The following is a 25,181-nucleotide window of genomic DNA, read 5'->3' as shown; positions in this document are numbered from 1 at the left end:
AATATAATTTTATGAAAATTCTTATCACGAGAGGTGGAGGGACTGGCCCTATGATACCTCGGCAGCGGATTCGTTATGAATACTGTGCCAATTCCAGCAAGGTAACTTGAAAGATAAGAAAGAAGCTCATTTTGATTGTATATACAGAAGCCTCTTTCTATCTTTTAGAAAGAGGCTTTTTTACGTGAAAATAAAAGGAGGAAGAACAATGGGAGCGACAGGAGTAACGTCACAAAGAAAAACAATTGAAGAGAGTATCGAAAGAAATAAGGAAAAGTACATAGAAACAAGTCATGATATTCATGCGAATCCGGAGATTGGAAACCAAGAGTTTTACGCATCCAGAACGTTAAGCTTATTACTAGGTAGTGCAGGATTTCAGCTGCAACACAATATAGCTGGACATGAAACAGGTTTTATTGCGCGAAAAAGTTCAGGAAAACAAGGACCAGTCATTGCATTTTTAGCGGAGTATGACGCTTTACCAGGACTAGGTCATGCGTGTGGTCACAATTTAATTGGCACAATTAGCGTTGCAGCAGCAATCGCATTATCAGAAACGCTTGAAGAAATTGGCGGGGAAGTTGTCGTGTTTGGTACACCAGCAGAAGAAGGCGGGCCAAATGGTAGCGCGAAATCAAGTTATGTAAAGGCAGGTTTATTTAAAGACATTGATGCGGCGCTTATGATTCATCCGAGCGCAAAGACAGCGACAACGAGTCCTTCATTAGCAGTCGATCCACTTGATTTTCATTTTTACGGAAAAACAGCTCACGCTGCAGCCTCACCAGAAGAAGGGATTAATGCATTAGATGCGGTTATTCAGCTTTATAACAGTATTAACGCACTTCGCCAACAACTTCCGTCAGACGTGAAAATTCATGGCGTTATTACAGAAGGCGGAAAAGCACCTAACATTATTCCTGACTACGCCGCGGCAAGGTTCTTCATCCGCGCAGCAACGCGAAAAAGATGTGCAGAAGTAACAGAAAAAGTAAGAAACATTGCTGAGGGAGCAGCGTTAGCAACAGGTGCAAAAGTAAAAATTCATCAATTCCAAAATGAAATCGATGAATTACTCGTAACAAAAACATATAACGATATCGTAGCGGAAGAATTAGAACTATTAGGTGAAGAGGTAAATCGTAAAGAAAGAGTAGGGATCGGTTCAACCGACGCAGGAAACGTAAGTCAAGTCGTACCGACAATTCATCCGTACATTAAAATCGGACCAGATGACTTAATTGCACATACGAATGAATTTAGAGAAGCAGCACGTTCAGAACTTGGAGATAAAGCATTAATTACATCGGCAAAAGCATTAGCAAATACGGCGTATCGATTAATTACGGAAGAAGGGTTGTTAGAGAAGGTGAAGGAGGAGTTTAGAGAGGTGCAGAGGAATCAAGGGTAAGGGATTAAGGTGCTTTTTTCGAATAGCAATCGAATTAATAAGTAGAGATATAAAAAGAACATTGAAAAATCAATGTTCTTTTTTGTTTGCTAGTCATTGATTTTGTTGGTTTTTCTCAAGAAAGAGAAAATTTTACTGTTAGTGAGGATAATAATACGTATCCCTTTATTAGAATGACAATTTCTCCTCGAACTCACTCTTTAAAACAATTAAAGGAGATGATAATCCGAATTGCATTAACGAGTCTAAAAACGCAGCGAGGGAATCCATCGAATCGCTCATGACCTTCATCATATAATTAAATTCCCCGCTAATTCGATATAAATCAGTTACTTCAGGAGCGGCATTACAATATTGGATGAAATCAGAGCATTGGCTCGTTTTAAACATGATGAATGCTTGAATGTTTTTATTAATTTTGGAAGGCTCAAATTTCGTTCGGTAAGCCGCTATAACTCCTTGATCTTCAAGTTTATTAATACGCTCTTTTACAGCAGGTTGCGTCATGGATATAATTCGTCCTATTTCTGAAACAGAAATTCTCGCATTTTCATACAACAAGTTCATAATCTTATGATCGATTTCATCCAGTTTTACTGTGTTTTGCATTGTGTAGTCTCCTTATTTTATTTTCTAAAGTAAAACGTAAGTTATAACTATAATATCATAAGTGAACGAACTGAATTACTTATAAATCTATATTTAAAATTATCGGTGTTTGCATGAAAATATAAGTGTTGGATTTTTTAAACGGAAATTTAGAAAGGATGGAAAAAATGAAGAATCTTGATGGGAAAGTAGCGTTAGTAACAGGGGCGAGTCGCGGTATTGGTCGTGCGATTGCGATGAGATTGGCAAACGACGGTGCATTAGTTGTGATTCACTACGGACGAAATAAGGCAGCTGCAGATGAAACAATTAGTGAGATTGAATCTAATGGAGGAAAAGCATTCTTAATTGAAGCAGAACTCAATTCAATTGATGGTGTCAAGAAGCTAGTAGAACAATTGAAGAATGAATTACAAGTAAGGGTTGGTACATCAGAGATTGATATTTTAGTAAACAATGCAGGGATAGGTACACAAGGAACGATTGAAAATACGACAGAAGAAGTTTTTGATGAAATTATGTCTGTAAATATTAAGGCACCGTTCTTCTTAATTCAGCAAACATTGCCGTTACTACGAGCAGAGGGGCGTATTATTAACATTTCATCAGCTGAAGTACGACTTGGTTTTACAGGCTCAATTGCATACGGCTTAAGTAAAGGTGCATTAAATACGATGACACTTCCTCTAGCTAAACATCTCGGAGAAAGAGGTATAACAGTGAATACAATTATGCCTGGATATACGAAGACAGATATTAATGCAAAATTGCTAGATGATCCGGAAATACGAAGTTTTGCTACGAATTCATCTGTGTTCGAACGAATAGGGCAAGTTGAAGATATTGCAGATGCAGTAGCATTCCTTGCTTCTGCTGATAGCCGCTGGATAACAGGGCAGATTTTAGATGTTTCTGGAGGGTTTTGTTTATAGGGGCACTACTCCATACCCATCAAGCTAATCAAGTAAATTACTAGATATGAAACGATCCTTGTTTCATATCTGGTAATTTATAGAAAGATAGGCATGCTAAAGAAGTCTATTAAAACGTGATTTTTTGGCTAGGCAACTTGAATAAGGGGGCATTTCTTTTTCTTAAGTTGATGGGTATGTATGGTGACCTCTATTAGACGATAGTGAATTAACAATTTCGGGGTTCAGTTCAACTTTATTCAAAATAAGATTTTTTTTGCAGTAAAATCAATGTTAGTGGAACTTTTTTAAACAAACTTTTTTCTAAATTAACATAAATACTTGTAATATTTAAATTAGTACTATATAGTTCTAGTTATGACAAAGGTAAAATTAATGAATCAAAAACGTGTGATTGAAGTAGCTGCAACATTATTTTTAGAAAAAGGGTTTGCTTATACAAGTATGGATGAATTAGTACGTGTAAGCAAAGTTTCAAAGTCTAATGTGTATTATCACTTTTCTAATAAGGAAGTATTATTAGAAGGGGTCGTTGATTATTGGATTGAAATGTATCAATCTGCAATTGATGACGTACTTTCTCAGAACCAATTTTTAGTTGAAGATCGTATCCAACTGTTTTTAAAGCAATTATCACAAGGAGTTCAGTCGAGAGAGTATAAGGGGAGCTGTCCATTTATTACTCTTTATATTCAAAGTCCTAAACAGGCCACGCAAATAAAAGAAAAAATAGGTCTTTTTTTTACAGGATTACAAAAGAAAGTTTCTCTATTACTTAAACAAGGGGTAGAGAATGGAGAATTTAGAAATACGATTCATATTGATGAGGTTGCATCACTTTTTATTACAAATCTTGAAGGAGCGTTATTTATTTCAGAAACATTGAAGGATGCAACTGTAATCACGAAAACAGCAGATCATTTTTTAAAATTGCTTCGATAAAAGAAGCATTTTTTTTAAATTAAATTAGTACTGATTAGTACTAAAAGGGGGATTTTATATGAGAACAGTATTTTTAACTGGTGGAACAGGCTTTATTGGAAAGCAATTAGTGAAAGAATTAGCCAAAGAGGATGTTAAAATTCTTCTTTTAGTAAGGTCGAAAAGTAAAGCAATACGCCTTTTTCAAGAAAGAGGAAACTTAAAAAAGGAAGTTATGGACTTTATTGAAGGTGATTTGACGAAAAAAGATTTAGGTCTAAGTGCTGAAGATAAGGAGAGGGTATTGAAAACGGATGTGATTATTCACGCAGGAGGCCCCATGGATATTCAAGCGACAAGTAAAGAGGCAGCTTCCGTATTTTTAAATGGCGCAAAACATATTAGTGAATTAGCTAAAAGTATTCATCAATTGAAGGGCTTGCAACAATTTATTCATGTTGTAGGTTATATGAGTCCCTTTGATGATAAAAATAGCAAGATTGCAATTGATGTGTTTCAAGAAGGAAATAATTATTTGAAAATAAAAAATCCATATGAGAGAACAAAATTTTTAGCAGATCTTTATATCCGTCAGCAGGCATCAGCAGTAGGTTATCCGCTTTCTGTAATTAATCCGCCAACTGTAGTCGGTAGTAGTAAAACAGGGAGTACAGAGCAGATAGCAGGATTAGGTTTGCTTGTGATGAGTATGCGAAGAGGGCTCATGCCAATGATTCCTGGAGGTAAGGGATATAGGTTACCACTTATTTCAAACGATGAGCTTGCGAAGTTTATTGTGCAGGTTTTCAGATTAGAGCAACCGACTATTCAAACATATACACTTGTTGAAGACAAACAGCACGATCAGAACATTGCTGAGTTATTAAGTATTATGTCAGAAAGTATGAATATGAGGGCACCAAAAATCTCTGTCCCAATGCCACTTATGAAAGCAATTATGAATAGTGGAGTAAGTAAAATAACAAAAATTCCTTCTGATGGACTGAATTTTATTACAAAACGAAAATTTTCAAATGTTTCAGCGAAAAAAATTATGGGAGGAGATTGGTTTAAGGAGACGAGTGTAATGAAATTTTTCCCTGCCGTAGTAGCTGATCTGGATTATCGAATGATGTATCAATATGGCCAGCATAATCATGTATTTAAACGAACATTATGCGATAACAATACCCTTTACCAATTACAAGGAGAGGGTAAACCGTTTATTTTATTACATGGTTTATTGAGTGATGGAGAGGATTTATTTCCTTTAGCACAAGAGCTTCATGAAAAAACTGGTCAACCTGTATGGATTTTGGATCTTCCAGGTTTGGGACGTTCTCCTTTTAAACAAGAGAAAAATCTTCTAGCTATCTATTTGAATGTAGTGAAAAAGTTATTGGAGAAAGCTACGAATGGTGCACATCTAATTGGCCATTCATTCGGTGCATTTATTCTTCTGGAAGCATTGGTACAAGAGTACATAGATAAGAAGTATTCAATTACGTTACTTCAGCCACCTGTTGCTAAAAAAAATGCTAAATTGCTAAATGTTCCCCAATTTATAAACAAATGGACATTAAAATTGGCAACTCCTAATTTGATAGGGCGTTATTTATTAAATAATGGTTTGTTTGAAAGTATGGAGAGCATCCCTGAACATTATATCGAAAAAGTAAGTAACAGTTTTACTTCTCCTAGAATTTTAAATACTACGGTTCAGCTTAACAGTTTACTACTGAAAAAAGATCAAGGTGATTTCAAGGAAGTAACAAAGTATAATCTTCACATTATTTTGGGGGATTATGACAGAGGTTATTCTGCTCCATCGTATCTTGGTAAGGTTGATTTTGTTCCATATGGCCATCATTTTCCTCTTAGCCATCCGAGTGAAACGGCAAGATTAGTAATGAAAAATAGTAATACTAGCAGATGAGAGTTTGGGATAAATAAAAAGTGTGTAGTAAAATCGTTGTGTTTTTGAAATAAAATCGTACTGTGTGGGGGCCCACCCCATCACTATCAGACTAAGAAACGCAAATACCTCAAAACGAAAAAATGAGCATTTTATTACAAGATAGTACAAAATTTCGTTCTGGGGGTGCTATAAAATTTTAGCTTGATGGCGATGTGGTGCTACCCCATAGCTATCAAGCTAAGAAATACAAATACCCCCAAAACGAGAAAATTGACTTCTTCATGTGAAAATGTACATTTTTTTGTTTTGGGGTTTTATAAAATTCTTAAGTCGATGGGCATGTATGGTGACCCCTAAATAACGATTTTGGATAATTTTATGTTTAACGGGCAGTAATATAAGTGATATTGAGGAGATAGAAAGAGAAAATTACTATTTATTAGGAGGGGTTATTGATGAGCGATTCAATTTATCGGATCCCGACTACGGGTGTTTTCCTTAGAAGTGACGGGATGGTGGTACCCAAGCCTCAGGATGTCACGAATGTCTCCGATGCTTCACCAGAACTTGCGCAGCAGCTTACAGCTGCCTATGTCGGCAAAGGGCTTCAGCTACTGAACGCAGATGACTTGAGTTTCGGGGGCTGGGCCAATGACTATTATCACTTAGGTATAGGTTCGACAGCACAGAGGACGCTTCGATATATTATTGAACTTACGGACACAATTGTTCTTGTTGGTGACGCAGTCGAGTTGGGTGTCAAGATAGCGGACTGGTGGGGGCTGCTTGGTCCTCCGGATACTGATCCTGTAATAGTAATGCTCGCAAGGATTAGTGATATGTTAGAGAAAATTGAGGACACATTGCTTGGAACGTGGACAGCCATTCGTCGTGACAACCTGACATTCTTGCGTGCACATTCGTCTACTGCTCTACGAATAGTACAGGAGTACCTCGAACTGGGACGTCCACGAAACGATCTGGTTTGGGCAAACAAGATAGCTGAGGCCGACACCATGTCTTTGCTAGCGGTTCAAACATTTGTTAGCGAAGGTCTTGATGGTGGCTTATGGATGCGGCCGTTTAGCTTGAAGGCGCTAGGAATTAACCCGCATGATATAAGTAATTCATGGCTTGGCTATCACCCTAATCGTGACCAGCTGATTAGGAAGCCTGGGGAGCTGGTCTGGGACCATCGTTTCACATTGCCAGCTGCCGCTTATGCGATTGCGGTGCGGATGGCCGTGCTGAAGGCGGTTGCACCCGAATCACTGGTACATGGGCGGGCCGGCTGCCGTGAGATGAAATCATACGCTAACTTCCTTCGAGCCGTTATAAAACGTATGGAGGAAGGTATATGGACAATCAAGGATCTCGATTTATCCGGAGACAAATATTTTAGCTTTATGTGGAATGGGTTGCATCCTTTGGCAGGTGCGGATATTCATTCTGGATTCAGTTTTTTCAAGATCATGTATGCTGGTGATTGGCATGCTTTAAAGCTTGAGCACCCAGAACTGTGGCCACCTGGACTTGTAAATCCGGATGACTATGGTGGTACTGCTGAACAAATCATTGCGAGGGGCAGAGAAGCAGTTCGACTAGTGGGGCAACACTGGTGGAGCCTCATCTGGCGAGGTATCGGTATGGTGGAGTTGTGCACATTGATTTCGGATACAGATGGCATGTGTAGAAATTCGGTCATCGTGAAACAGATTGCTATGGCACAGAAGGTGCTACTCACAGCGAAGAAAAGTGAACGAAAGAGGACCATCGCTTCGGTGGCTTCTGGCCTTGCCAACCTAACCTCGTCCGGCGACTCGAGTGCGGATGCGATTAAAACCTACCAATTGTATCAATCCCTAAGTGCTGCAGGAGACAGATTACCCGATGTTATTGCACGAGCCACGGAAGAACTAGTGCGCTTGGCATCTCCAGAGCTACCAAACAGTGTTATTTCCTGGGCCGGGACAGCCATCAGTAACACAAATGGTGGTTCCCAAGAAAATGTGATTGGTCCTCCAAATGGTCGATCGCAGGTCATCTTGCCTGGTGGCGCTGTCACCGTCTCATCGTTTTCGGGAGGATTTCTCTACTCTGGACTACAGCAGTTGCTTGAAAATGTCACCCATGGTGATCGTCCTACTTTTGAGGATCTGCAGAGAACGCATGTGTTGGCCTTCGAGCGGAATGGCAGTTCTCCAGCTTACGGTGGAGGGTGGGAAAGTTGCGACTGGACCTTCAGCGATGGATCTAGCTCATACACGTGTCATTGGAATGGCCTAGCCGATGCTCCCAGGGACGAAAGGGTTGTGGCAAACGGAAGTATTACCGGAAAAGCTTACAAACAGTTCTTTAAAATTCCAACGGAAATTCCTGAACACCCGTTAGACGACCATGAGGTGATATCATTCCTATTATTCAACTTACCTGAACTCGATATAACGAGTCCGGAGCTAACCATCACGATCAGTGGTCGGGCTTCAGAGGGCAAAGGAGATGCGGTAACTCCAGACGTTGACGCAATCGGTGTCATGCTCCCCCTAAGCTAATAGAATCAGTGGTGGAGGATTTGGAAAGTTGCGCCACGTCTGCAACGCGGGTGAGCAAGCTCTCATGATATTTTCCACCCTATTTTGTGAAGGTCTTTAAATGGAATAGTGAAAATTTAGTGTTTTATCTAGGGTTATTTCTAAATACTATCGGTTATCGAAGAGTTTTATAAGAATATAACTTCAAAAATAGTGCACGGTTCAACTGGTATTATCTTACTGGTGCTCAAGTTAAAGTGAATTTATTTTAAGAATCTTCTAAATTCTTAAAAAGGAATTGTGTTAGTCAACAAGTTACCATTAACAAATAGTATAAAATTTTGAAAATAAAACTCTTATTCAATAATCGAGCATTTTAATGGAAGATGATGGCTAACGAATTTGAATCGTTAGTCATTTTCACATGTCTATAATGAAAGATCATACTTTAATTCTAATTTTTTGGTGAAAAGGTATTGATAATGCTGCTTACACAGACCAAATTTTGGGGTTAACCTATTTATTGGAATTTAAATTTTCTCCAAGGATAAGAGATCTATCGAACTCAAAATTATTTACAATAGATAAAGCGAGTGAGTATCCAAAAATAGAAACTATTTTACGTGGGCAAATAAATACAAAGGTCATTGAAGAAAATTATGAAGATGTTTTGCGATTAGCCCATTCAATAAGAGAAGGAGCAGTCTCAGCATTCCTTAATATGGGGAAATTAGGTTCTTATTCAAGACAAAATAGCTTAGCTACAGCCTTACGTGAAATGGGGCGAATAGAAAAAACGATCTTTATTCTTAATTACATTTCGGATGAATCTCTAAGAAGAAAAATACAAAGAGGATTGAATAAAGGAGAAACCATGAATGGACTGGCAAGAGCTATTTTCTTTGGAAAACAAGGAGAGCTTAGGGAACGAACCATACAGCATCAATTCCAAAGAGCCAGTGCTTTAAACATAATTATCAATGCCATCAGTATTTGGAATACCTTACATCTAACAAAAGCAGTTGAATATCAAAAACGGTCAGATAGTTTTAATGAAGAATTATTGCACCATATGTCACCTCTAGGTTGGGAACATATTAATTTACTTGGAGAATACCATTTTAATTCAGAAAAAATGATCTCGTTAGATTCTTTAAGACCATTGAAACTTTCTTAACGTTGTAAATCCGCATTTTCCTGACTGTACCCCATGCCCATCAACTTAAGAATACAAATCAGCCCCAAAACGAAAAAATGAGCTTTTTTATTACAAATTAGCATAAAATCTTGTTCTGGGGGTAGTTATATTTTCTTAGCTTGATAGCGATGTGGCGGGACCCCATCGCTATCAAGCTAAAGAAGTAGGTCACCCCAAAAAAGAGAAAATACGCTAAATTCTCATAGATAACTATCTTATATTAATTACATAATCTAGTGTGATATAATGATATAAAAATATTATATTTAAAAGGGGGATTCAAATTGGTTAAAAACTTACCTTTACTAATAGTGATTTTACTACTAGGTATCAGTTCTTCAACATTAAGCACGAACGGATACTTTTCTCCAGTTATAGAATGGTCTTTAATGATTATAAGTATTATTTTGAACATTACTGCAGTGATAGGTTTATCATTACACGTCCTTGTATATCAACCTATGAAAAGATTTGATAAAAATTTAAAAGAGACCTTCAAATAAAATAATTATATTTGAGGTAACACCACATCGCTATCGAGCTAAAAAAATGTATCCATAAAAAGAAAAAAACGCTATTCTTTCTATAGAATCATAGGAAAGGATGGCGTTTTGTATGTCTATTTCTGTATCCGATGAATTACAACTATTTGCTCAAGAGATTCAAAGCTTTTTATCTCCAAATATCTTACGAGATCTTGCTAGAGATGTTGGTTTTGTACAACGAACCAGTAAATACCAAGAAAAAGATTTAGTCGCTTTATGTGTATGGATGAGCCAAAATGTCGCTACGACTTCTTTAACTCAGTTATCTAGCTGCTTGGAAGCATCGACAGAAGTGCTCATCAGTCCTGAGGGGCTGAATCAACGATTTAATCAAGCGGCTGTCCAATTTTTACAACACCTATTAGCTGAACTACTAACCCAAAAACTGGCCTCATCTATGCCAATTTCTTCTCCATACAACTCTGTTTTCAAGCGTATTCGTATTTTAGATTCAACCGCATTTCAACTCCCAGATCCCTTTACATTCGTTTATCCAGGTGCAGGAGGATGCAGCCATACAGCTGGGATAAAAATTCAACTTGAGTATGATTTGTTAAGTGGACAGTTCCTACATATTCATACTGGTCCAGGTAAACAACATGATCGAACCTACGGTTCTCTGTGTGTCCCAAATGTAGCAGCGAATGATTTATGTATCCGAGATTTAGGTTATTTTCATTTGAAAGATCTTCAATATATACAAGATAAAAAGGCTTATTATATCTCACGTATCAAATCAAATACACGTATTTATCAAAAGAATCCTAGCCCTGATTATTTTCAAGATGGCAGAATCAAGAAAAGTACAGAGTATATCCAGATAGATATGGAGGTTTTAATGAACTCTCTTCAGCCAGGACAAACATGCGAAATATCCAATGCTTATGTAGGAATGACTGATAAAGTCCCAACTCGTGTGATTGTTCATCGACTAACAAAAGAACAACAACAAAAACGATTACAAGATCAAGCTATAAGAGAAAAAAAGAAAGGAATGAAGTATTCTCCTCGTAGTAAACGACTCAGTGGTATCAATGTATATATGACAAACACCCCTACAGATATTGTCCCAATGGGACAGGTGCATGACTGGTATTCTTTGCGTTGGCAAATCGAAATTTTATTTAAAACGTGGAAATCATTCTTTCAAATTCATCATTGTAAAAAAATAAAACCAGAACGATTGGAGTGCCATTTATATGGTCAATTGATTGCCATTCTACTCTGTTCTTCTATCATGTTTCAAATGCGTCAATTGCTCCTCACGAAGAAAAAACGAGAGCTTAGTGAGTATAAAGCCATATATATGATTAAAGACTATTTTCTTCTTCTATTCCAAACTATACAAAAAAACACCCAAGAGCTATCAAGGGTGTTACTTCGCCTGTTCAACCTCCTACAGCAAAACGGGCGGAAATCTCATCGATATGAGAAAAAAACGGTCTTTGATATACTAGGTGTCGTTTACAATTGTACCCTGTCTGATAATCAAGCCGCTTAATTCAAAAAAGTGAAACCCGTTAGGGTTTATTTCGTATGCAAATCTTTCAATCACCTACACTTGCCCTTTAGAAAAAAGAAACAATCTCGTCTAAAATTAATTTTGCATAAGCTTACCTTGATAGCGATGGGGTACCGCCAACAAGACGCGAATTTTGCACGCTAAGCAAAAAAAACAATAAGCTGTCCACATGGACAGCTTATTTACATAATTCTTGATTATCGGTAGCAAGTTTTTCATAGAATCCTTGTTTTTACTAAATTTTTTGTCTCTATGTCTATCTATCACTTATACAAGATTTTATACATCATTGATATAGCGGAGATTCTAGGGATCTTCGCTATTCTTTTTCGCATAAAATCTTGTATAAAAAAGTAGTTAGACTAGTGTGTTTTACTCCAATTCATTTCAAAATATAATTGGAAATTCATCTTTAAATTAAAAAAAGAAGGGGTTACCTCTATATATATTAATAACTTCGAAATATTGTATAACAGATAATTTTTATTGTGCTAACGAATCAGGATAGTGTGGCTACCGACCAACTAAATAGTTGCTTCTCCTCAATTATTAGAAGGGAAGTTCTATCATTTCGCGAATTTATTAGACATAGATGAGTGCTATAATTTTCTATATTTACATAAAGAGGTGACTACGCATGAATCAAAGACCGTCAGAAGAAGAATACGCCGGGAACTCCGGTGAATATATCCGTTTGGTGCCGGACGGTAACATCATCAACATTCTGCTCGCCCAGGAAAAGCAAATGACTGAGCTCCTGGCATCGTTGACCGAAAGCCAGGCTGCATATCGGTATGCGGAAGGAAAATGGACGCTGAAAGAAGTCGTGGGCCACATTGCAGACGCGGAACGCGTCATGACCTACCGCCTGCTCCGGTTCGCAAGAGGGGACCAGACGCCTCTGACCGGTTTCGATCAGGAATTGTTCCTACCTCCTTTCGGAAGCTGGACAACCGCGCAATTGGCCGAAGACTACCGGGCCGTAAGGCAATCAACGATCACATTGCTGCGCGGGCTACCGGCTGAGGCATGGAATCGTAAGGGCACAGCCAACAACCTAAGCATTACGGCACGCGCCCTCGCGTACGGCATCGCAGGACACGAACTTCATCACATGGGAATCATCCGAAACCGGTACTTGAGTTAATCGTCGGCTGAGATCTTTGAAATGGAACAAACACCTCTCATACAATCTTAGATACCGTTCTTATTGGGGTCCCGCCCCATGCCCATCAAGCTAAGATTATATAAATTTAATTTCACGTGAGATTTTTTCTTTTTTTTAAAATCCAGTGTAAGTTCTTTAAAGATGTGCATACCAAATAAACCCGAACGGGTTTCAATTTTTTGGATTACGCTACATGATTGTGTGACATAGAAAAGTTGTATACGACACCTAAGACATCAAAGACTGTTTTCTTCTCATACCTATGGGATTTTCGTCCGTTTTTCTGTAAGAGATTAAATAGCCGAGACAATATCTTTGTTAATTCTTGTGTCTCTTTTTGTAGAGATTGATAAATAAGTGGAAAATAATCTTTTATCATATAAATCGCTTTATATTCGCTTAATTCTCGTTTCTTCTTGATGAGGAGTAATCGGCGCATTTGAAACATGGTGGAGGAACAAAGAAGGATGCTAATTAATTGTCCGTATAAGTGAGATTCTAGTCGTTCTAATTTTATAGAATTACAATGATGAATACGAAAAAATGATTTCCAAGTTTTAAAGATAAGTTCAACTTGCCATCGTAAGGAATAAAAATCGTATACTTGTTCTTTTGGCAGATATTCCAAAGGAATATTTGTAATGTAAAAGTTAATTGCACTAAGTCGCTTACTGCGTTCTTTATAGGTAATTTGTTTTTTATGTTCTTTAGATGCTAAATCTTTTTGTCTACGTTTCATTTGCGTTTCAGTTAATTTGTACAGAATTAGTCTTGCAGGAAGTTTTTGATACATCCCAATATAAATCTCAGGAATTTCATATGTTTCACCGGACTGTAATTGGTCAATGAATTGCTCCATATCTAGTTGGATGTATTCAGATTGCTTTTTTATTGTTCCGTTTTGAAAGTATTCAGGTTCTCTATTCTTCCTATATATACGTGTATTGAGCTTTAATCGTGAAATAAAATAAGCACCACACTCGTCTATCGTTTGTAAATCTCTTAAATCGAAATATCCTAGATCACGTATACATACATCGTGCGGTTGAAGAGACGTTAAGCAAGTAGAACCATAAATTTTATCGTTTTGCTTTCCCGAACCTACATGAACATGTAAAAATTGACCACTAAGCAAATCGTACTCTAATTGAATTTTCACACCAGCACTATGACCACTACCTCCTGAACCTTGATATCTAGAAGCAAATTTATCTGGAACCTGAAAATGTGTAGAATCCAATACACGAATACTACGAAAATAGTTTGTATACAAAGTTGGAATCTTACTAGAAGAGCAAAATTGTTGGTGAAGTAAATGTGCTAAGAGTTGTTGTAAAAACTGCACAGCTTGTAAATTAAAGCGTTGATTCAATCCTTCTGGACTCATAGAAATACCGGTGTTAGCTTCTAATCGACTGCATAGTTGTGTCAATGAAGTATGGGCTATGTTTTGACTTAACCAAATACATAAGGCCACTAAATCTTGTGCGCGGTATTTACTTTTTCGTTTAACAAATCCTACATTTTTAGCTAATCTCTCTAGAGCATCAGGTGACATATATCGTTTTAACTCTTGAGAAAACAATTCTAGTTCATCAAAAATTGATAAGTTCATATCAAAAACGCCATCCTTCCTGTATATTTTTACAAATAGAATAGCGTTTTTTTCATTTTATAGATACAAATTTATAAAGTTTGTTTGTATAGGAACATGCTTGTGTTGGTTTAAAATAAAGTTCGATAATCTATAAAGAGTCTAATCATTTATAATAAGGATTGATAATTTTTAATTTGTTTATAAAAAAGTATATTTTGTAGAGTATTTCTTCGCTCCACAATCTGGCCATATTGTGAAAGATTTTTTCTAAATAGAATTGGATATTTATGTTAAAATAGATGAGGTTGTGAAAAAATATAATTAAACTATAGGGCAGTATGAAGAAGGAGAAAAAGTTAATGTCAAAAAATTATGTGCACCATCTATGTATCCAAACTAATACATATTCAGAAACCTTGACATTTTATACAAAAGCGTTGAGTTTTATAATTGTCCAAGAGTCACCAAATTTTCACAGACGTGCATTTAATACCTGGTTGAAGTTAGGTGCGTTTTATATCGAATTACAAACGGGTAAGCAGGGGGAGGAGCTACCCGTAACCAATTCAAATAGTGAAGGGCTTGTCCATTTCTGTTTGTGGGTAGAAAATCTTCAGCAAGAGGTTGAACGATTAAAAGAATTGAACACCCATTTTGTTTTGAAAAATGGTGAGATTATATATCAAATAGAAAATGGTTACTTATGTAAGTTGAAAGCGCCTGAAGGAACAATTGTGGAATTACGTGATAACAAAGGAATTTAAACTTTATAAACTTATATGAAAACGAGCTGAAAAGCAAATAAATAGTAGTACTATGTTAGTTGTTAGTATATCGATTGTTATAGAAGAGGGAATATTACGAATATTATTTGTGGACAAAAAAGGAAGGCTCTTTAATTTGGAGGACCTTCCTTTTTAAAAATTTATTTTGAACACGCAAATAAGAAAATGCCTTAAATAATTAGGATTCTTTTTGTATACCTTTAACTGGAATATTTAACTGGATTTTACGATTAGTTATATAAACTCCGATAAGTATAAAAACTAATCCAATGATTAATCTCCAACTGATATTTTCATTTAAAAGAATATATCCCCAAAAAATAGCTGATACTGGAACTAAGTATGTGGATATGGATGCGAAGTTAGGGCCCCCTTTTTGAATTAAGTAAAAGTAAAGTAAATAAGCTATACCTGATCCAAATGTACCTATTCCAATTAATGCGCCTATATGATGCCAGGATATTTTAGTTAAAATTTGAATTGGTTCTTCTAAAAATAGAACTATGCCACCACTACATATACTACCAACTAATAATGTACCTAAAGAAATTTGGAACATGGACATCTCTTTAAGATAACGCTTTGTTATATGAGTTGCTAAACCATAGCAAAAAGTTGCTATCAACATTGCGACGAAATTTAATGAATCAACTGAAAAAACATTTGATAAATGTATATCTGAGAGTATTAAAATACCTACGAATCCAATAAATAGACCTATAATTTGGTTGCGATTGGAATGTATACCAAATAATAAGATTCCTAAAACCATTGTCCATAATGGTTGGGTTGCATTTAAAACAGAAGCTAAATTACTAGTCATTTTTTGTTCACTAAAACAAATAAGTGTCCATGGAATTAAAGTATTTAGTATTCCGACAGCAAACAAAGGTATAAAAAAGATGTTTCCTCTAAAAGATTTGCGAAAAAATGGTATAAGTGCAATAAGTGTTATAGCTCCAAAAGTTGACCGTAAAAATGCTACTACTAAAGGATTGAAATCCGTAACTAAAATCTTAAAAAAATAGAAAGATCCTCCCCAAATAAGGCTTAACATAATGAGTGCAAAGTATAATTTACGTGACATTTTTCTCCCTCTTTACTTATTGATATTTATAGTTTTTTATCACTAGTGCCGTATTAAAAGAAATCGAACCAAAAATTTGTTTATAATAACTGTACCACCTAGTTTGTTAAGTAATTTAGTAGTTACTGTAATGGTTTGCTCCGATATTCGATAATGGTTAACCATATTCCACTCAAAGCAATGAAAAAAGCTAGGATACTAAACGGCACAGTATAACTATGGAAATAGTCAACAAATATACCAAACAACGTAGGTGCAAGTACAATAGCAAATTGATTCAATGTTAAAGCGAAACTAACAGTTAAACCAATAAATTGCGGATCTGATCTTTCCGATACGAAAACGATAAATAAACTAAACCAACCGATAGCAAAGAAACCAAAAAAGAAGCACAAGATTACAAGTATCCCAAAAATCATATAAGTCATGACATAGCTCGTACAAAGGAGCAATAAGACAGTCATAACAATAGTTATTTGTAATGGAATGATGCGATTTCCTTTAAATATGTTATCACTAGCCCATGCTAAAAGGATCCTCCCAAACATTCCACCTATCAATACTATACTTAATAATGTTCCAGCATGATGAAGACTTGTATGAACTTCATTTGTAAGATAACTCATTAGGTGGGAAACGAGCACCATCTGTAACGACATCATTGATATTCCAATTAAAAAGATAGGATAGAGAGAATAGTTTCTTTGTATCTTCTTTAACTTTGTAAAGAAGGAAACCGCTTCTGTTTTTTGAATGCTCGAATGCTCCTCACGATAAAATAGAATAAACAATACCCCCCCACTAATAGCTACAATTGCTTGCACAAGTATTACAGATGGAAGGCCATATTCATAAAAAAAGAAAGGGAGTGTACTAGAAGCTAAAGCACCTCCGATGGGAATTCCAGTTTGACGAATCCCCATTGCAAGTCCTCTGCGCTGAGGAGGAAACCACTTTACAATAGCTTTACTGCCCCCAGGTTGTGCCGTTCCATACCAAATCCCTACAAATAGTAAAATAGCAACTACATATGTATAATTGGTGACTGGATAGGCAAACAACATACTCGCTCCAAGTAAGACAGAACCTCCTCCTACAATCCATCTCTCGCCATGTCGGTCCATTAGGTTTCCAAACAATAACATTGAGAAGATAGGTCCAATATTGACAACTGATACAAGTAATCCTATTTGAAATTGAGATATGTGATGTACTTGCTGCCATAAAGAAGCTAAAGGACCAATCCCGTATGTAACAAACGTGGCACATGTTTGTGAAATAGTTGCAATCAATAAGACAATCCATTTGTAAGAACTAATGGGTTCATTTCTTGTTATTTGTTTCTGCATTTTATCATTTCCTCCTCTTCTCTCTTATTGTATGAATATATATGTATCAAGTAAAATGAATAATAAAGAAGGAAGTTATCAAAAAAAATGATATCACGAGAGGTGAGTTATATGGATATTAAAGATTTGACTGTATTTAAAAAGGTAGCCGAAGAAGGAAGTATATCGAAAGCAGCGAAATCACTAAGCTATGTTCAATCAAATGTGACTATGAAAATTAAACAGCTAGAAGATGAGTTAGGTGTTCCCTTATTTTACCGGAACGGAAAGGGAGTTACTTTAAATTCTAATGGTGAGATTTTGTTAACATATACTAGGAAAATTCTAGATCTAACTGAGCAATCAATCAGATTGGTACAAAGTAATCAATCTAAACCCCTTGGTACGTTGAAAATTGGATCTACTAACTCTACAGTAGCAGTCCGTTTACCTCCTCTTCTAAAAAATTATTGTGAAAAGTATCCTGAGGTTGAATTAGTACTAGAAACTCATAAAAGTACTGAACTAACTCAACTTGTGCTTGAACGTAAACTAGAAGGGGCTTTCATTGTTGAAGATGTTCATCATCCAGATTTAACTTCTTTTTTGTTTTGTCAGGAAGAACTAACGATTATTAGTTATCAACCATTACATACTTTACAAGAACTTGATAAAGTCAATATGTTAGCATTTGGGAACGGTTGTCACTATCGAAATAGAGTAGATAAGTGGTTAAAAGAAGCAGGTATTTATCCAAAGCGTGTATTAGAATTTGGGACAATTGAAGCGATTATTGGTTGTGTGAAGGCTGGCATGGGCATTGCTGTCATGGTCAAATCAATTTTGAAAGACCATGAGCAATCTTTAACCATGGCTGATTTACCTGAGCAATATTCTAAAGTACCAACTTATTTTATTATGAGAAAAGATGTACTTTTTTCGGCAGCTTTACAGAGATTTGTTGAGATGATAAAAGAAAAAACTATGTAACCTAATTTTGATTATTGAGGATGGTTTTAGTGCGGCATAAAATGTAGAACCCCACATCCATCAACTTAAGAATTTTATAACGCCCCCAAATAAGATTTTTACCCGGAAATATCAATTTTACTGTTTTTGGGGCGTTCGTTTTATGGAAACAATTTTTTAGCTTGATGGTATTGGCGGGATATCTGATTATTGAAAAATTTAAGACTCGCTACCACCACTTGAAATCGTTATAATTAAAATGTTTTCAATATTTAAATAACGGGGGCTAGAGAATGAAAATTGGAATAGTCTGTTTTGATAACTTTACTGATATAGATGTTTTTTTACCATGGGATTTATTAAATCGTGTACGTTTAGTTGGCGGTATTTCTGATTGGAACGTCCAACTATTAGGAACGGAAAAAACTCATATATCCGTATCTGGCTTACGTATTCCCATGACAGGAAGCATATCTGATATTCCTTCTGCTGACGCTGTAATATTTGGAAGTGGTAAGGGTGTACAAAATTTATATAAAAATCAAGAATATCTTAATAGTATTCATATAGATCCTCAAAGGCAATTAATAGGCTCTATGTGTTCTGGTTCACTATTACTAGGAGCTAAAAAATTATTAACTGGTAAAAAAGCAACTACATATCCATCAGTTGTAGAACAGCTAAAAGAATTTGAGGTAGACGTTATTGAACAAAGTTTCGTAAACGAAGGAAATATCTCGACTGCTGCAGGGTGTTTTGCTGCTCAAGATCTCTCAGTTTGGATTATAAGAACCCTAATTAATGAAGACATGGTTGACACTGTGTTAGAAACCGTTCAGCCAGTGGGCAAAGGTTTATATTTTTAATTTCAAATCAAGTCAAGAAATTGGGTGTTCCCCAACACGAAAAAATGAGTTGCATTCTCATAAAAAACTGTAAAATAATAAAATTTTCGTTTTGGGGGCACTTCAAAATATTAGCTTGATGGGCATGGGGTCCCGCCCCACAACCATCAACTTAAGGATTTAGACTATTTTTGAGATTAAAAGCACGTTACTATTCTCTTATGTTAATGAGAAAGGGTGACGTGCTTTTTATGAATATGCACCAAAAACAAGAGTTATCTTTATTTGCCGAAGAGTTATATCGATTTTTCTCATTTGGGGGTATTTGTTTTTCTTAGATTGATGGTAATGGGGCACTACTCTATAATAATCAAATTAAAAGTTAAATAGTTATAGAGACTCCATTACTAGGAAATATTGTAACTATTAAGTTGTAAAAAGAACCGTAGTTTTTCATTTTTGAAAAGGCGATGGTCCTTTTTACTTGTAGCAAAGATATAATGGGAGAAATTTTTTCTAAATCAAAAAACTTGATTAATAAGTTGCATAATAAACTCACTAGCGTATATACTATAAACATCAAAAAAAGTTGATGAAGGGAAGTGAACTACAGTGGCACAAGATTTTCAGCTCTATGAGAAAAAATTTAAAGCGTTGGCGGATCAGAAACGTCTAGAAATCATGTATGAACTTTGTCAGCGAGGACAGACGTGTGTATGTGATTTAACCGAAGTTTTTGAAATGACGCAATCTAAGTTGTCCTATCATTTAAAGATTTTATTAGATGCAGGTTTAATTGTAAAAGAAACAACAGGTACGTGGAGTTATTATGATTTGAATGATGCGGAAGTGAATAATTTATTATCAGAAGAATTGTGTTGTATCTTTAGAAAAACAGGAAAAGGTAGTTGTTGTTAAAATTTTGTACTATTAATCAAAAAAAATTGATTAATGACATATAAAGAGGAGGAATAAGGTATGAGATATGTTCACGTCGGTATAAACGTTACGAATTTAGAGAAATCTATTGAATTTTATGAAAAGGTATTTGGTGTATTACCAGTTAAAGTGAAATCAGATTATGCAAAATTTCTATTAGAGACGCCAGGACTTAATTTCACGCTAAACGTACGAGATGAAGTGAATGGAAATCAAGTAAATCACTTTGGTTTCCAAGTGGATACAGCTGAAGAAATTACATTACATAAAGAGCGATTAGAAAAAGAAGGTTTCTTTGCGCGTGATGAGATGGATACGACTTGTTGTTATGCAGTGCAAGATAAGTTTTGGGTAACGGATCCCGATGGTAATGAGTGGGAGTTCTTTTATACAAAAGCTGATAGTGATGTTCACAAAATAGAAGATTCATCTTGTTGCATGACTTCAAATGAGGTAGCTAAAAATTCTTGTTGTTAATAGGAGATGGAAAATAAAATGAAACGTTTATCTTTTCTAGATCGATATTTAACACTATGGATTTTTCTAGCTATGGCAGTTGGAATTGGTTTAGGATTTGTGTTTCCTAGTGTAGTAGATGGACTGAATACATTACAAGTTGGAACGACGTCTATTCCGCTTGCTGCTGGTTTAATTGTCATGATGTATCCACCATTAGCAAAGGTTCGTTACGAGGAAATGGGCCGAGTATTTAAAGACGTAAAAGTATTGGTTTTATCTTTAGTACAAAACTGGATTATTGGACCTGTACTTATGTTTGTTTTAGCAATTATTTTTCTTCCTGATAAGCCAGAATACATGGTCGGGCTCATTATGATTGGTTTAGCACGTTGTATTGCAATGGTAATTGTTTGGAACGACCTTGCTGATGGGGATAAAGAGTATGCGGCAGGTTTAGTGGCTTTTAACTCAGTATTCCAAATGTTATTCTTCTCCGTTTATGCATACGTGTTTGTAACAGTCATTCCAGAATGGTTAGGAATTGAAGGTGCTATTGTCGATATTACAATGATAGAAGTAGCGAAATCCGTATTTATCTATTTGGGAATTCCTTTTATAGCAGGTATGTTGACACGCTTTGTACTCGTTAAGTTAAAAGGAAGACAGTGGTATGAAAAGGTGTTTATACCGAAAATTAGTCCACTTACATTACTTGCATTACTATTTACAATCATCATCATGTTCTCCTTAAAAGGGGAGATGATTGTTAGCGTGCCACTAGATGTGGTAAGAATAGCGATTCCGTTACTCATTTATTTTATTGTAATGTTTTTTGTATCTTTCTTTATGGGAAGGAAAATTGGTGCCAACTATCCGGTGACGACAACGTTAGCATTTACAGCAGGTAGTAATAACTTTGAGTTAGCAATTGCTGTAGCAGTTGGGGTGTTTGGTATTCATTCAGGCGCAGCATTTGCAGCTGTTATCGGACCGTTAGTGGAAGTACCTGTAATGATTGCACTTGTAAACGTTGCTTTTTGGTTTAAACGTAAATATTTTAATGACCAACCAGTCTAAATATAAAATAAAGGTGGAAAATACCATGGAAAACAAAAAGACAATCTATTTCTTATGCACAGGAAATTCATGCCGAAGCCAAATGGCAGAAGCGTGGGGCAAACAATTTTTAGAAGATAAGTGGAATGTGTATTCTGCAGGAATCGAAGCACATGGAGTAAATCCGAACGCAATTAAAGCAATGAACGAAGTAAATATCGACATAACAAATCAAACATCAGATATAATTGATGCAACCATTTTAAATAGTGCTGATTTAGTCGTTACGCTTTGTAGTCATGCAGATGCTGTCTGTCCATCTACTCCGCCGCATGTGAATCGTGTTCACTGGGGATTTGATGATCCAGCAGGAAAAGAGTGGTCTGAATTTCAACGTGTTCGCGATGAAATTGGTGAACATATAAAGCGATTTTCTGAAACAGGGGAGTAAATAAAGGAAAGAGTCAATCTTCTATTTTATAGGGATTGGCTCTTTTTATTATCTACTTCTTTGGTTTAAAACAACTATTAAAACGAATAGAGAATATTCTGTCATGGTGGTAAAGTTAGAATAGAGCAGTTTCAGGGGGGATAACATATGATTTCTGAATTAAACAAGGATGATTTTTATAAATGTAACCGTTTAGTAAATGAAAAAGGGCAATTGGAGGTAAAGGCTGTAATTGCAAGAGTGAATCCTGGTCGTATATTTGTAGATAACATTTATTGTCCTAATTTACGATTCAAAAAAGAAACAATATGGGGTGTCCGAAAATGAAAATACAAATTGTATTGTTTGATGGCTTCGGAGAACTTGTCTCTTTCGCGTCGTTTGAAGTACTGAAAAGAGCAATAGAAGAAGGGGCTCCGTTTACAGTTGAACTCGTATCAAGTGAACGAAAACAAGAAGTTACTACCTCGTTTGGAGTTACGGTTACACTACATGATTTTTTACGAATGGATAATCGCCCAGATTTGTTAATTGTACCTGGTGGTGGCTGGAATCATAAAGCTGAACATGGGGCACGAAAGCAAGCAGAGCTTGGAACACTGACAGAAACGATTAGAGAGATGCATAATGAAGGAACGATTGTTGCGGGAGTTTGTACAGGAGGTATGCTACTAGCAGCCTCAGGTATATTGAATGGTAAAAAGGCGACGATGCACCATTTGGCACAGGGTGAAATGAGTAAATATGGGGCAGAACTTCTTCATTACCGAATTGTAGATCAAGGCGATATTATTACTGCAAGAGGAGTTACTTCAGGAACTGATTTAGCTCTTTGGATTACGGAAAAGTTCGCAAGTTCTAAAATTGCAGCTGCTGTTGAATATAGAATGGAATATGAGAGGCGAGGTGTTGTTTGGAAGTAATTTAATTATATTTTTTGCTGCAGAGCGTATCAAATATTGTAAAAGAGAAAGAGCCAACTCATACGAGTAGGTTCTTTCATTTATATACTATATTGCTTATTTTTTCACAGTAATATCTTTTTCAAAAAATCATAAAATAGATAATATATTTTGTTCCACATTGATAATTATTTTCATTATATATTTATAAATTAGTAAATTTTAGTTTACAAATTTTCATATAGCTTATATAATTTGACTCATATAAAAAAGTTTCCTTAAGGAAACTTAAGCGCGGGTTTACATTCGCTTTATATTTTTTTGCTTAAAAGTTGCCTTTGCGCAAAATAATTATATACACGAAAAAAAGAAAGGGGAATGCATAAAAAATGGGTGAGGCTATAATTGTTAAAGATTTGTTTGTATCGTATCAAGGGAATCAAGTAGTTCAAAATGTCTCCTTCGATATTGAAAAAGGGAAGCTCGTTGGAATTATTGGTCCAAATGGAGCGGGGAAATCTACTTTAATGAAAGCTGTATTAGATTTAATCCCAAATGATAAGGGATATGTCCAAATTCTTGGAGAGGATATTCGAAGCGTTAGAAAGAGTGTTGCATATGTACCGCAAAGAAGTGATATAGATTGGGACTTTCCGATTACAGTTTTAGATGTCGTGCTAATTGGAACGTATCCATCTTTAGGTATGATGAAAAGACCGAAGAAAGAGCATCGGGATTGGGCGTTTGATTGCTTAAAAAAAGTCGGAATGGAAGAGTTTAAAAATCGCCAAATCGGTGAGTTGTCAGGTGGACAACAACAACGTGTCTTTTTGGCGAGAGCTTTAGCGCAAAAGGCGGAAATATTCTTCTTAGATGAGCCGTTTGTCGGAATTGATGTAACAAGTGAAGAGACAATCATTAAAATTCTTAGGGAACTACGTAAAGAAGGAAAAACGATTGTCGTTGTCCATCATGATTTAAGTAAAGCAGAATCGTATTTTGATAAATTACTATTAATGAATAAAAGCTTAATTCATTACGGAGAAGTACGCCAAGTATTAGAACCAACTGTTATGTCAAAAGCGTATGTGAATCAAGGAATATTGTTTAATAATGCAGCGGAGGTACATTCATCATGAAGATTGTAGAATTTATAGATGCATTAACGCAGTATAGTTTTCTGCAGAAGGCGTTATTAACTTCCGTTATGGTAGGAATTATCTGTGGTGTCATTGGATGTTTTATTATTTTACGAGGTATGGCATTAATGGGTGATGCCATTTCACATGCTGTTCTTCCAGGAGTAGCGCTTTCTTATATGATTGGAATGAACTATTTTATAGGAGCGGTTTTAACAGGTGTTATTACTGCAGTAGGAATCGGATTTGTAAGTCAAAATAGTCGTATTAAACATGATATGGCGATAGGAATTATGTTTACATCTGTTTTCGCTGTAGGGATTATTTTAATTACCTTTATGAAGAGTAGTTCTGATTTGTATCATATTTTATTCGGGAATGTCTTATCGGTTCGTTCTTCTGATATGTGGATGACACTGATTATTGGAGTGGTCATTATTGGTCTTGTAATGTTGTTTTACAAAGAATTACTCGTATCCACGTTTGATCCAACGATGGCGCAAAGCTATGGATTACCGAATAAATGGATTCATTATGGCTTAATGATTCTCCTTACAATGGTTACAGTAGCTTCACTTCAAACTGTTGGAATTATTCTAGTCGTTGCGATGCTTATTACACCAGCGGCTACAGCGTATTTATTAACAAACCGTTTATGGGTCATGATTTATTTAGCAGCAGGCATTGGTGCGCTTTCATCTGTAGTAGGGTTATATTTTAGTTTCTCTTATAATCTTGCTTCAGGTGCAACAATTGTTCTTGTCGCAACATTCTTGTTCGGATTGGCATTCTTTTTCTCACCGTCACAAGGTTTGTTTTGGAGAGCTATCAAAATTAGAAAAAATAGAGCAGAGTTGTCATAATTG

At 35.9% G+C, this 25,181-nt stretch carries 22 protein-coding genes, 2 pseudogenes and 1 riboswitch; of the genes and pseudogenes, 20 read left to right on the top strand and 4 right to left on the bottom strand.

The features are described from left to right. The first annotated feature begins 18 nt into the window (after positions 1 to 18). A riboswitch (SAM riboswitch) is annotated at positions 19 to 120 on the top strand. Between the two features lie 88 nt (positions 121 to 208). Continuing rightward, the gene (locus tag BCG9842_RS15600) at positions 209 to 1,414 is read left to right on the top strand and encodes a M20 family metallopeptidase (protein ID WP_000501376.1); all 1,206 of its coding nucleotides are present in this window, start codon (positions 209 to 211) and stop codon (positions 1,412 to 1,414) included. Between the two features lie 168 nt (positions 1,415 to 1,582). On the opposite strand, the gene BCG9842_RS15595 is transcribed toward BCG9842_RS15600, so the two are convergent. Beyond that, a complete protein-coding gene (locus BCG9842_RS15595; protein WP_001181721.1) occupies positions 1,583 to 2,023 on the bottom strand; it encodes an Lrp/AsnC family transcriptional regulator in 441 nt (146 codons plus the stop codon). Between the two features lie 167 nt (positions 2,024 to 2,190). Here BCG9842_RS15595 and BCG9842_RS15590 point away from each other — a divergent pair, with 167 nt between their 5' ends. The 8 genes and pseudogenes from BCG9842_RS15590 (at position 2,191) to BCG9842_RS15555 (ending at position 12,737) form a co-directional block, all read left to right on the top strand. After that, positions 2,191 to 2,955 (top strand): SDR family oxidoreductase, encoded by a 765-nt coding sequence (locus tag BCG9842_RS15590; RefSeq protein ID WP_000792677.1) that lies wholly within the window; start codon positions 2,191 to 2,193, stop codon positions 2,953 to 2,955. A 375-nt stretch (positions 2,956 to 3,330) separates the two neighbouring features. Next, entirely contained in the window at positions 3,331 to 3,897 is a 567-nt protein-coding gene (locus BCG9842_RS15585) for a TetR/AcrR family transcriptional regulator (protein WP_001072318.1), read from the top strand. Positions 3,898 to 3,955: 58 nt separating this feature from the next. Beyond that, on the top strand, positions 3,956 to 5,812 hold the full coding sequence (locus BCG9842_RS15580; RefSeq protein WP_001261152.1) for an alpha/beta fold hydrolase: 1,857 nt from the start codon (positions 3,956 to 3,958) through the stop codon (positions 5,810 to 5,812). Between the two features lie 437 nt (positions 5,813 to 6,249). Next, on the top strand, positions 6,250 to 8,346 hold the full coding sequence (locus BCG9842_RS15575) for a hypothetical protein (protein WP_001284017.1): 2,097 nt from the start codon (positions 6,250 to 6,252) through the stop codon (positions 8,344 to 8,346). A gap of 457 nt (positions 8,347 to 8,803) precedes the next feature. Then, positions 8,804 to 9,502: pseudogene (locus BCG9842_RS15570) on the top strand (Tn3 family transposase); the annotation flags it as partial. A gap of 305 nt (positions 9,503 to 9,807) precedes the next feature. Continuing rightward, positions 9,808 to 10,026, top strand: a complete 219-nt coding sequence (locus BCG9842_RS15565) for a hypothetical protein (RefSeq protein ID WP_000240399.1) — start codon at positions 9,808 to 9,810, stop codon at positions 10,024 to 10,026. 112 nt (positions 10,027 to 10,138) lie between these two features. After that, entirely contained in the window at positions 10,139 to 11,569 is a 1,431-nt protein-coding gene (locus BCG9842_RS15560) for an IS4 family transposase (RefSeq protein ID WP_000028465.1), read from the top strand. Positions 11,570 to 12,227: 658 nt separating this feature from the next. Continuing rightward, positions 12,228 to 12,737 carry a DinB family protein gene (locus BCG9842_RS15555; protein WP_001076303.1) on the top strand — a complete coding sequence of 170 codons (510 nt, stop codon included), beginning with the start codon at positions 12,228 to 12,230 and terminating at the stop codon, positions 12,735 to 12,737. A gap of 205 nt (positions 12,738 to 12,942) precedes the next feature. Here BCG9842_RS15555 and BCG9842_RS15550 read toward each other — a convergent pair whose 3' ends face one another. Beyond that, positions 12,943 to 14,373 (bottom strand): IS4 family transposase, encoded by a 1,431-nt coding sequence (locus BCG9842_RS15550; protein ID WP_001053906.1) that lies wholly within the window; start codon positions 14,371 to 14,373, stop codon positions 12,943 to 12,945. Positions 14,374 to 14,714: 341 nt separating this feature from the next. On the opposite strand from BCG9842_RS15550, the gene BCG9842_RS15545 reads away from it, so the two are divergent. Next, positions 14,715 to 15,119 carry a VOC family protein gene (locus BCG9842_RS15545; RefSeq protein ID WP_000042407.1) on the top strand — a complete coding sequence of 135 codons (405 nt, stop codon included), beginning with the start codon at positions 14,715 to 14,717 and terminating at the stop codon, positions 15,117 to 15,119. 199 nt (positions 15,120 to 15,318) lie between these two features. On the opposite strand, the gene BCG9842_RS15540 is transcribed toward BCG9842_RS15545, so the two are convergent. After that, on the bottom strand, positions 15,319 to 16,227 hold the full coding sequence (locus tag BCG9842_RS15540; protein WP_000087751.1) for a DMT family transporter: 909 nt from the start codon (positions 16,225 to 16,227) through the stop codon (positions 15,319 to 15,321). 122 nt (positions 16,228 to 16,349) lie between these two features. Further along, positions 16,350 to 17,576, bottom strand: coding sequence for an MFS transporter (locus BCG9842_RS15535; RefSeq protein WP_001171807.1), 1,227 nt, complete (start codon positions 17,574 to 17,576; stop codon positions 16,350 to 16,352). A gap of 111 nt (positions 17,577 to 17,687) precedes the next feature. Here BCG9842_RS15535 and BCG9842_RS15530 point away from each other — a divergent pair, with 111 nt between their 5' ends. From BCG9842_RS15530 to BCG9842_RS15485, 10 genes and pseudogenes are all read left to right on the top strand, one after another. Beyond that, positions 17,688 to 18,545, top strand: a complete 858-nt coding sequence (locus tag BCG9842_RS15530) for a LysR family transcriptional regulator (protein WP_000351670.1) — start codon at positions 17,688 to 17,690, stop codon at positions 18,543 to 18,545. A gap of 272 nt (positions 18,546 to 18,817) precedes the next feature. Further along, positions 18,818 to 19,390, top strand: a complete 573-nt coding sequence (locus BCG9842_RS15525) for a DJ-1/PfpI family protein (RefSeq protein ID WP_000690036.1) — start codon at positions 18,818 to 18,820, stop codon at positions 19,388 to 19,390. Positions 19,391 to 19,981: 591 nt separating this feature from the next. After that, positions 19,982 to 20,287, top strand: coding sequence for an arsenical resistance operon transcriptional regulator ArsR (gene arsR / locus BCG9842_RS15520; protein WP_002162753.1), 306 nt, complete (start codon positions 19,982 to 19,984; stop codon positions 20,285 to 20,287). A 60-nt stretch (positions 20,288 to 20,347) separates the two neighbouring features. Beyond that, complete coding sequence (locus tag BCG9842_RS15515; protein WP_001271002.1) at positions 20,348 to 20,785, top strand: ArsI/CadI family heavy metal resistance metalloenzyme; 438 nt, start codon at positions 20,348 to 20,350, stop codon at positions 20,783 to 20,785. Between the two features lie 18 nt (positions 20,786 to 20,803). Beyond that, positions 20,804 to 21,844 carry an ACR3 family arsenite efflux transporter gene (gene arsB, locus BCG9842_RS15510; RefSeq protein WP_000826537.1) on the top strand — a complete coding sequence of 347 codons (1,041 nt, stop codon included), beginning with the start codon at positions 20,804 to 20,806 and terminating at the stop codon, positions 21,842 to 21,844. Between the two features lie 25 nt (positions 21,845 to 21,869). After that, positions 21,870 to 22,274: an arsenate reductase (thioredoxin) gene (gene arsC / locus BCG9842_RS15505; RefSeq protein ID WP_000428339.1), complete on the top strand. Its 405-nt coding sequence runs from the start codon at positions 21,870 to 21,872 to the stop codon at positions 22,272 to 22,274. Positions 22,275 to 22,421: 147 nt separating this feature from the next. Further along, a pseudogene (locus BCG9842_RS15500) lies at positions 22,422 to 22,559 on the top strand (GNAT family acetyltransferase); the annotation flags it as partial. A gap of 38 nt (positions 22,560 to 22,597) precedes the next feature. Further along, positions 22,598 to 23,197 (top strand): DJ-1/PfpI family protein, encoded by a 600-nt coding sequence (locus BCG9842_RS15495; protein WP_000701579.1) that lies wholly within the window; start codon positions 22,598 to 22,600, stop codon positions 23,195 to 23,197. Positions 23,198 to 23,565: 368 nt separating this feature from the next. After that, on the top strand, positions 23,566 to 24,315 hold the full coding sequence (locus BCG9842_RS15490) for a metal ABC transporter ATP-binding protein (protein WP_000503231.1): 750 nt from the start codon (positions 23,566 to 23,568) through the stop codon (positions 24,313 to 24,315). After that, a complete protein-coding gene (locus BCG9842_RS15485; protein ID WP_000706183.1) occupies positions 24,312 to 25,178 on the top strand; it encodes a metal ABC transporter permease in 867 nt (288 codons plus the stop codon). The genes BCG9842_RS15490 and BCG9842_RS15485 overlap by 4 nt, the downstream gene beginning before the upstream one ends. The last annotated feature ends 3 nt before the right edge of the window (positions 25,179 to 25,181 follow it).

Origin of the sequence: Bacillus cereus G9842 (genome assembly GCF_000021305.1) — a bacterium.
Lineage (GTDB): Bacteria > Bacillota > Bacilli > Bacillales > Bacillaceae_G > Bacillus_A > Bacillus_A thuringiensis_S.
The sequence above is the reverse complement of the archived record's forward strand: the minus strand, read 5'-3'. Positions and strand labels throughout refer to the sequence as shown.

Coding starts and splice junctions, on each gene's coding strand:
- BCG9842_RS15600 (WP_000501376.1), top strand. CDS start 209: ATGGGAGCGACAGGAGTAACGTCACAAAGAAAAACAATTGAAGAGAGT.
- BCG9842_RS15595 (WP_001181721.1), bottom strand. CDS start 2,023: ATGCAAAACACAGTAAAACTGGATGAAATCGATCATAAGATTATGAAC.
- BCG9842_RS15590 (WP_000792677.1), top strand. CDS start 2,191: ATGAAGAATCTTGATGGGAAAGTAGCGTTAGTAACAGGGGCGAGTCGC.
- BCG9842_RS15585 (WP_001072318.1), top strand. CDS start 3,331: ATGAATCAAAAACGTGTGATTGAAGTAGCTGCAACATTATTTTTAGAA.
- BCG9842_RS15580 (WP_001261152.1), top strand. CDS start 3,956: ATGAGAACAGTATTTTTAACTGGTGGAACAGGCTTTATTGGAAAGCAA.
- BCG9842_RS15575 (WP_001284017.1), top strand. CDS start 6,250: ATGAGCGATTCAATTTATCGGATCCCGACTACGGGTGTTTTCCTTAGA.
- BCG9842_RS15560 (WP_000028465.1), top strand. CDS start 10,139: ATGTCTATTTCTGTATCCGATGAATTACAACTATTTGCTCAAGAGATT.
- BCG9842_RS15555 (WP_001076303.1), top strand. CDS start 12,228: ATGAATCAAAGACCGTCAGAAGAAGAATACGCCGGGAACTCCGGTGAA.
- BCG9842_RS15550 (WP_001053906.1), bottom strand. CDS start 14,373: ATGAACTTATCAATTTTTGATGAACTAGAATTGTTTTCTCAAGAGTTA.
- BCG9842_RS15545 (WP_000042407.1), top strand. CDS start 14,715: ATGTCAAAAAATTATGTGCACCATCTATGTATCCAAACTAATACATAT.
- BCG9842_RS15540 (WP_000087751.1), bottom strand. CDS start 16,227: ATGTCACGTAAATTATACTTTGCACTCATTATGTTAAGCCTTATTTGG.
- BCG9842_RS15535 (WP_001171807.1), bottom strand. CDS start 17,576: ATGCAGAAACAAATAACAAGAAATGAACCCATTAGTTCTTACAAATGG.
- BCG9842_RS15530 (WP_000351670.1), top strand. CDS start 17,688: ATGGATATTAAAGATTTGACTGTATTTAAAAAGGTAGCCGAAGAAGGA.
- BCG9842_RS15525 (WP_000690036.1), top strand. CDS start 18,818: ATGAAAATTGGAATAGTCTGTTTTGATAACTTTACTGATATAGATGTT.
- BCG9842_RS15515 (WP_001271002.1), top strand. CDS start 20,348: ATGAGATATGTTCACGTCGGTATAAACGTTACGAATTTAGAGAAATCT.
- arsB (WP_000826537.1), top strand. CDS start 20,804: ATGAAACGTTTATCTTTTCTAGATCGATATTTAACACTATGGATTTTT.
- arsC (WP_000428339.1), top strand. CDS start 21,870: ATGGAAAACAAAAAGACAATCTATTTCTTATGCACAGGAAATTCATGC.
- BCG9842_RS15495 (WP_000701579.1), top strand. CDS start 22,598: ATGAAAATACAAATTGTATTGTTTGATGGCTTCGGAGAACTTGTCTCT.
- BCG9842_RS15490 (WP_000503231.1), top strand. CDS start 23,566: ATGGGTGAGGCTATAATTGTTAAAGATTTGTTTGTATCGTATCAAGGG.
- BCG9842_RS15485 (WP_000706183.1), top strand. CDS start 24,312: ATGAAGATTGTAGAATTTATAGATGCATTAACGCAGTATAGTTTTCTG.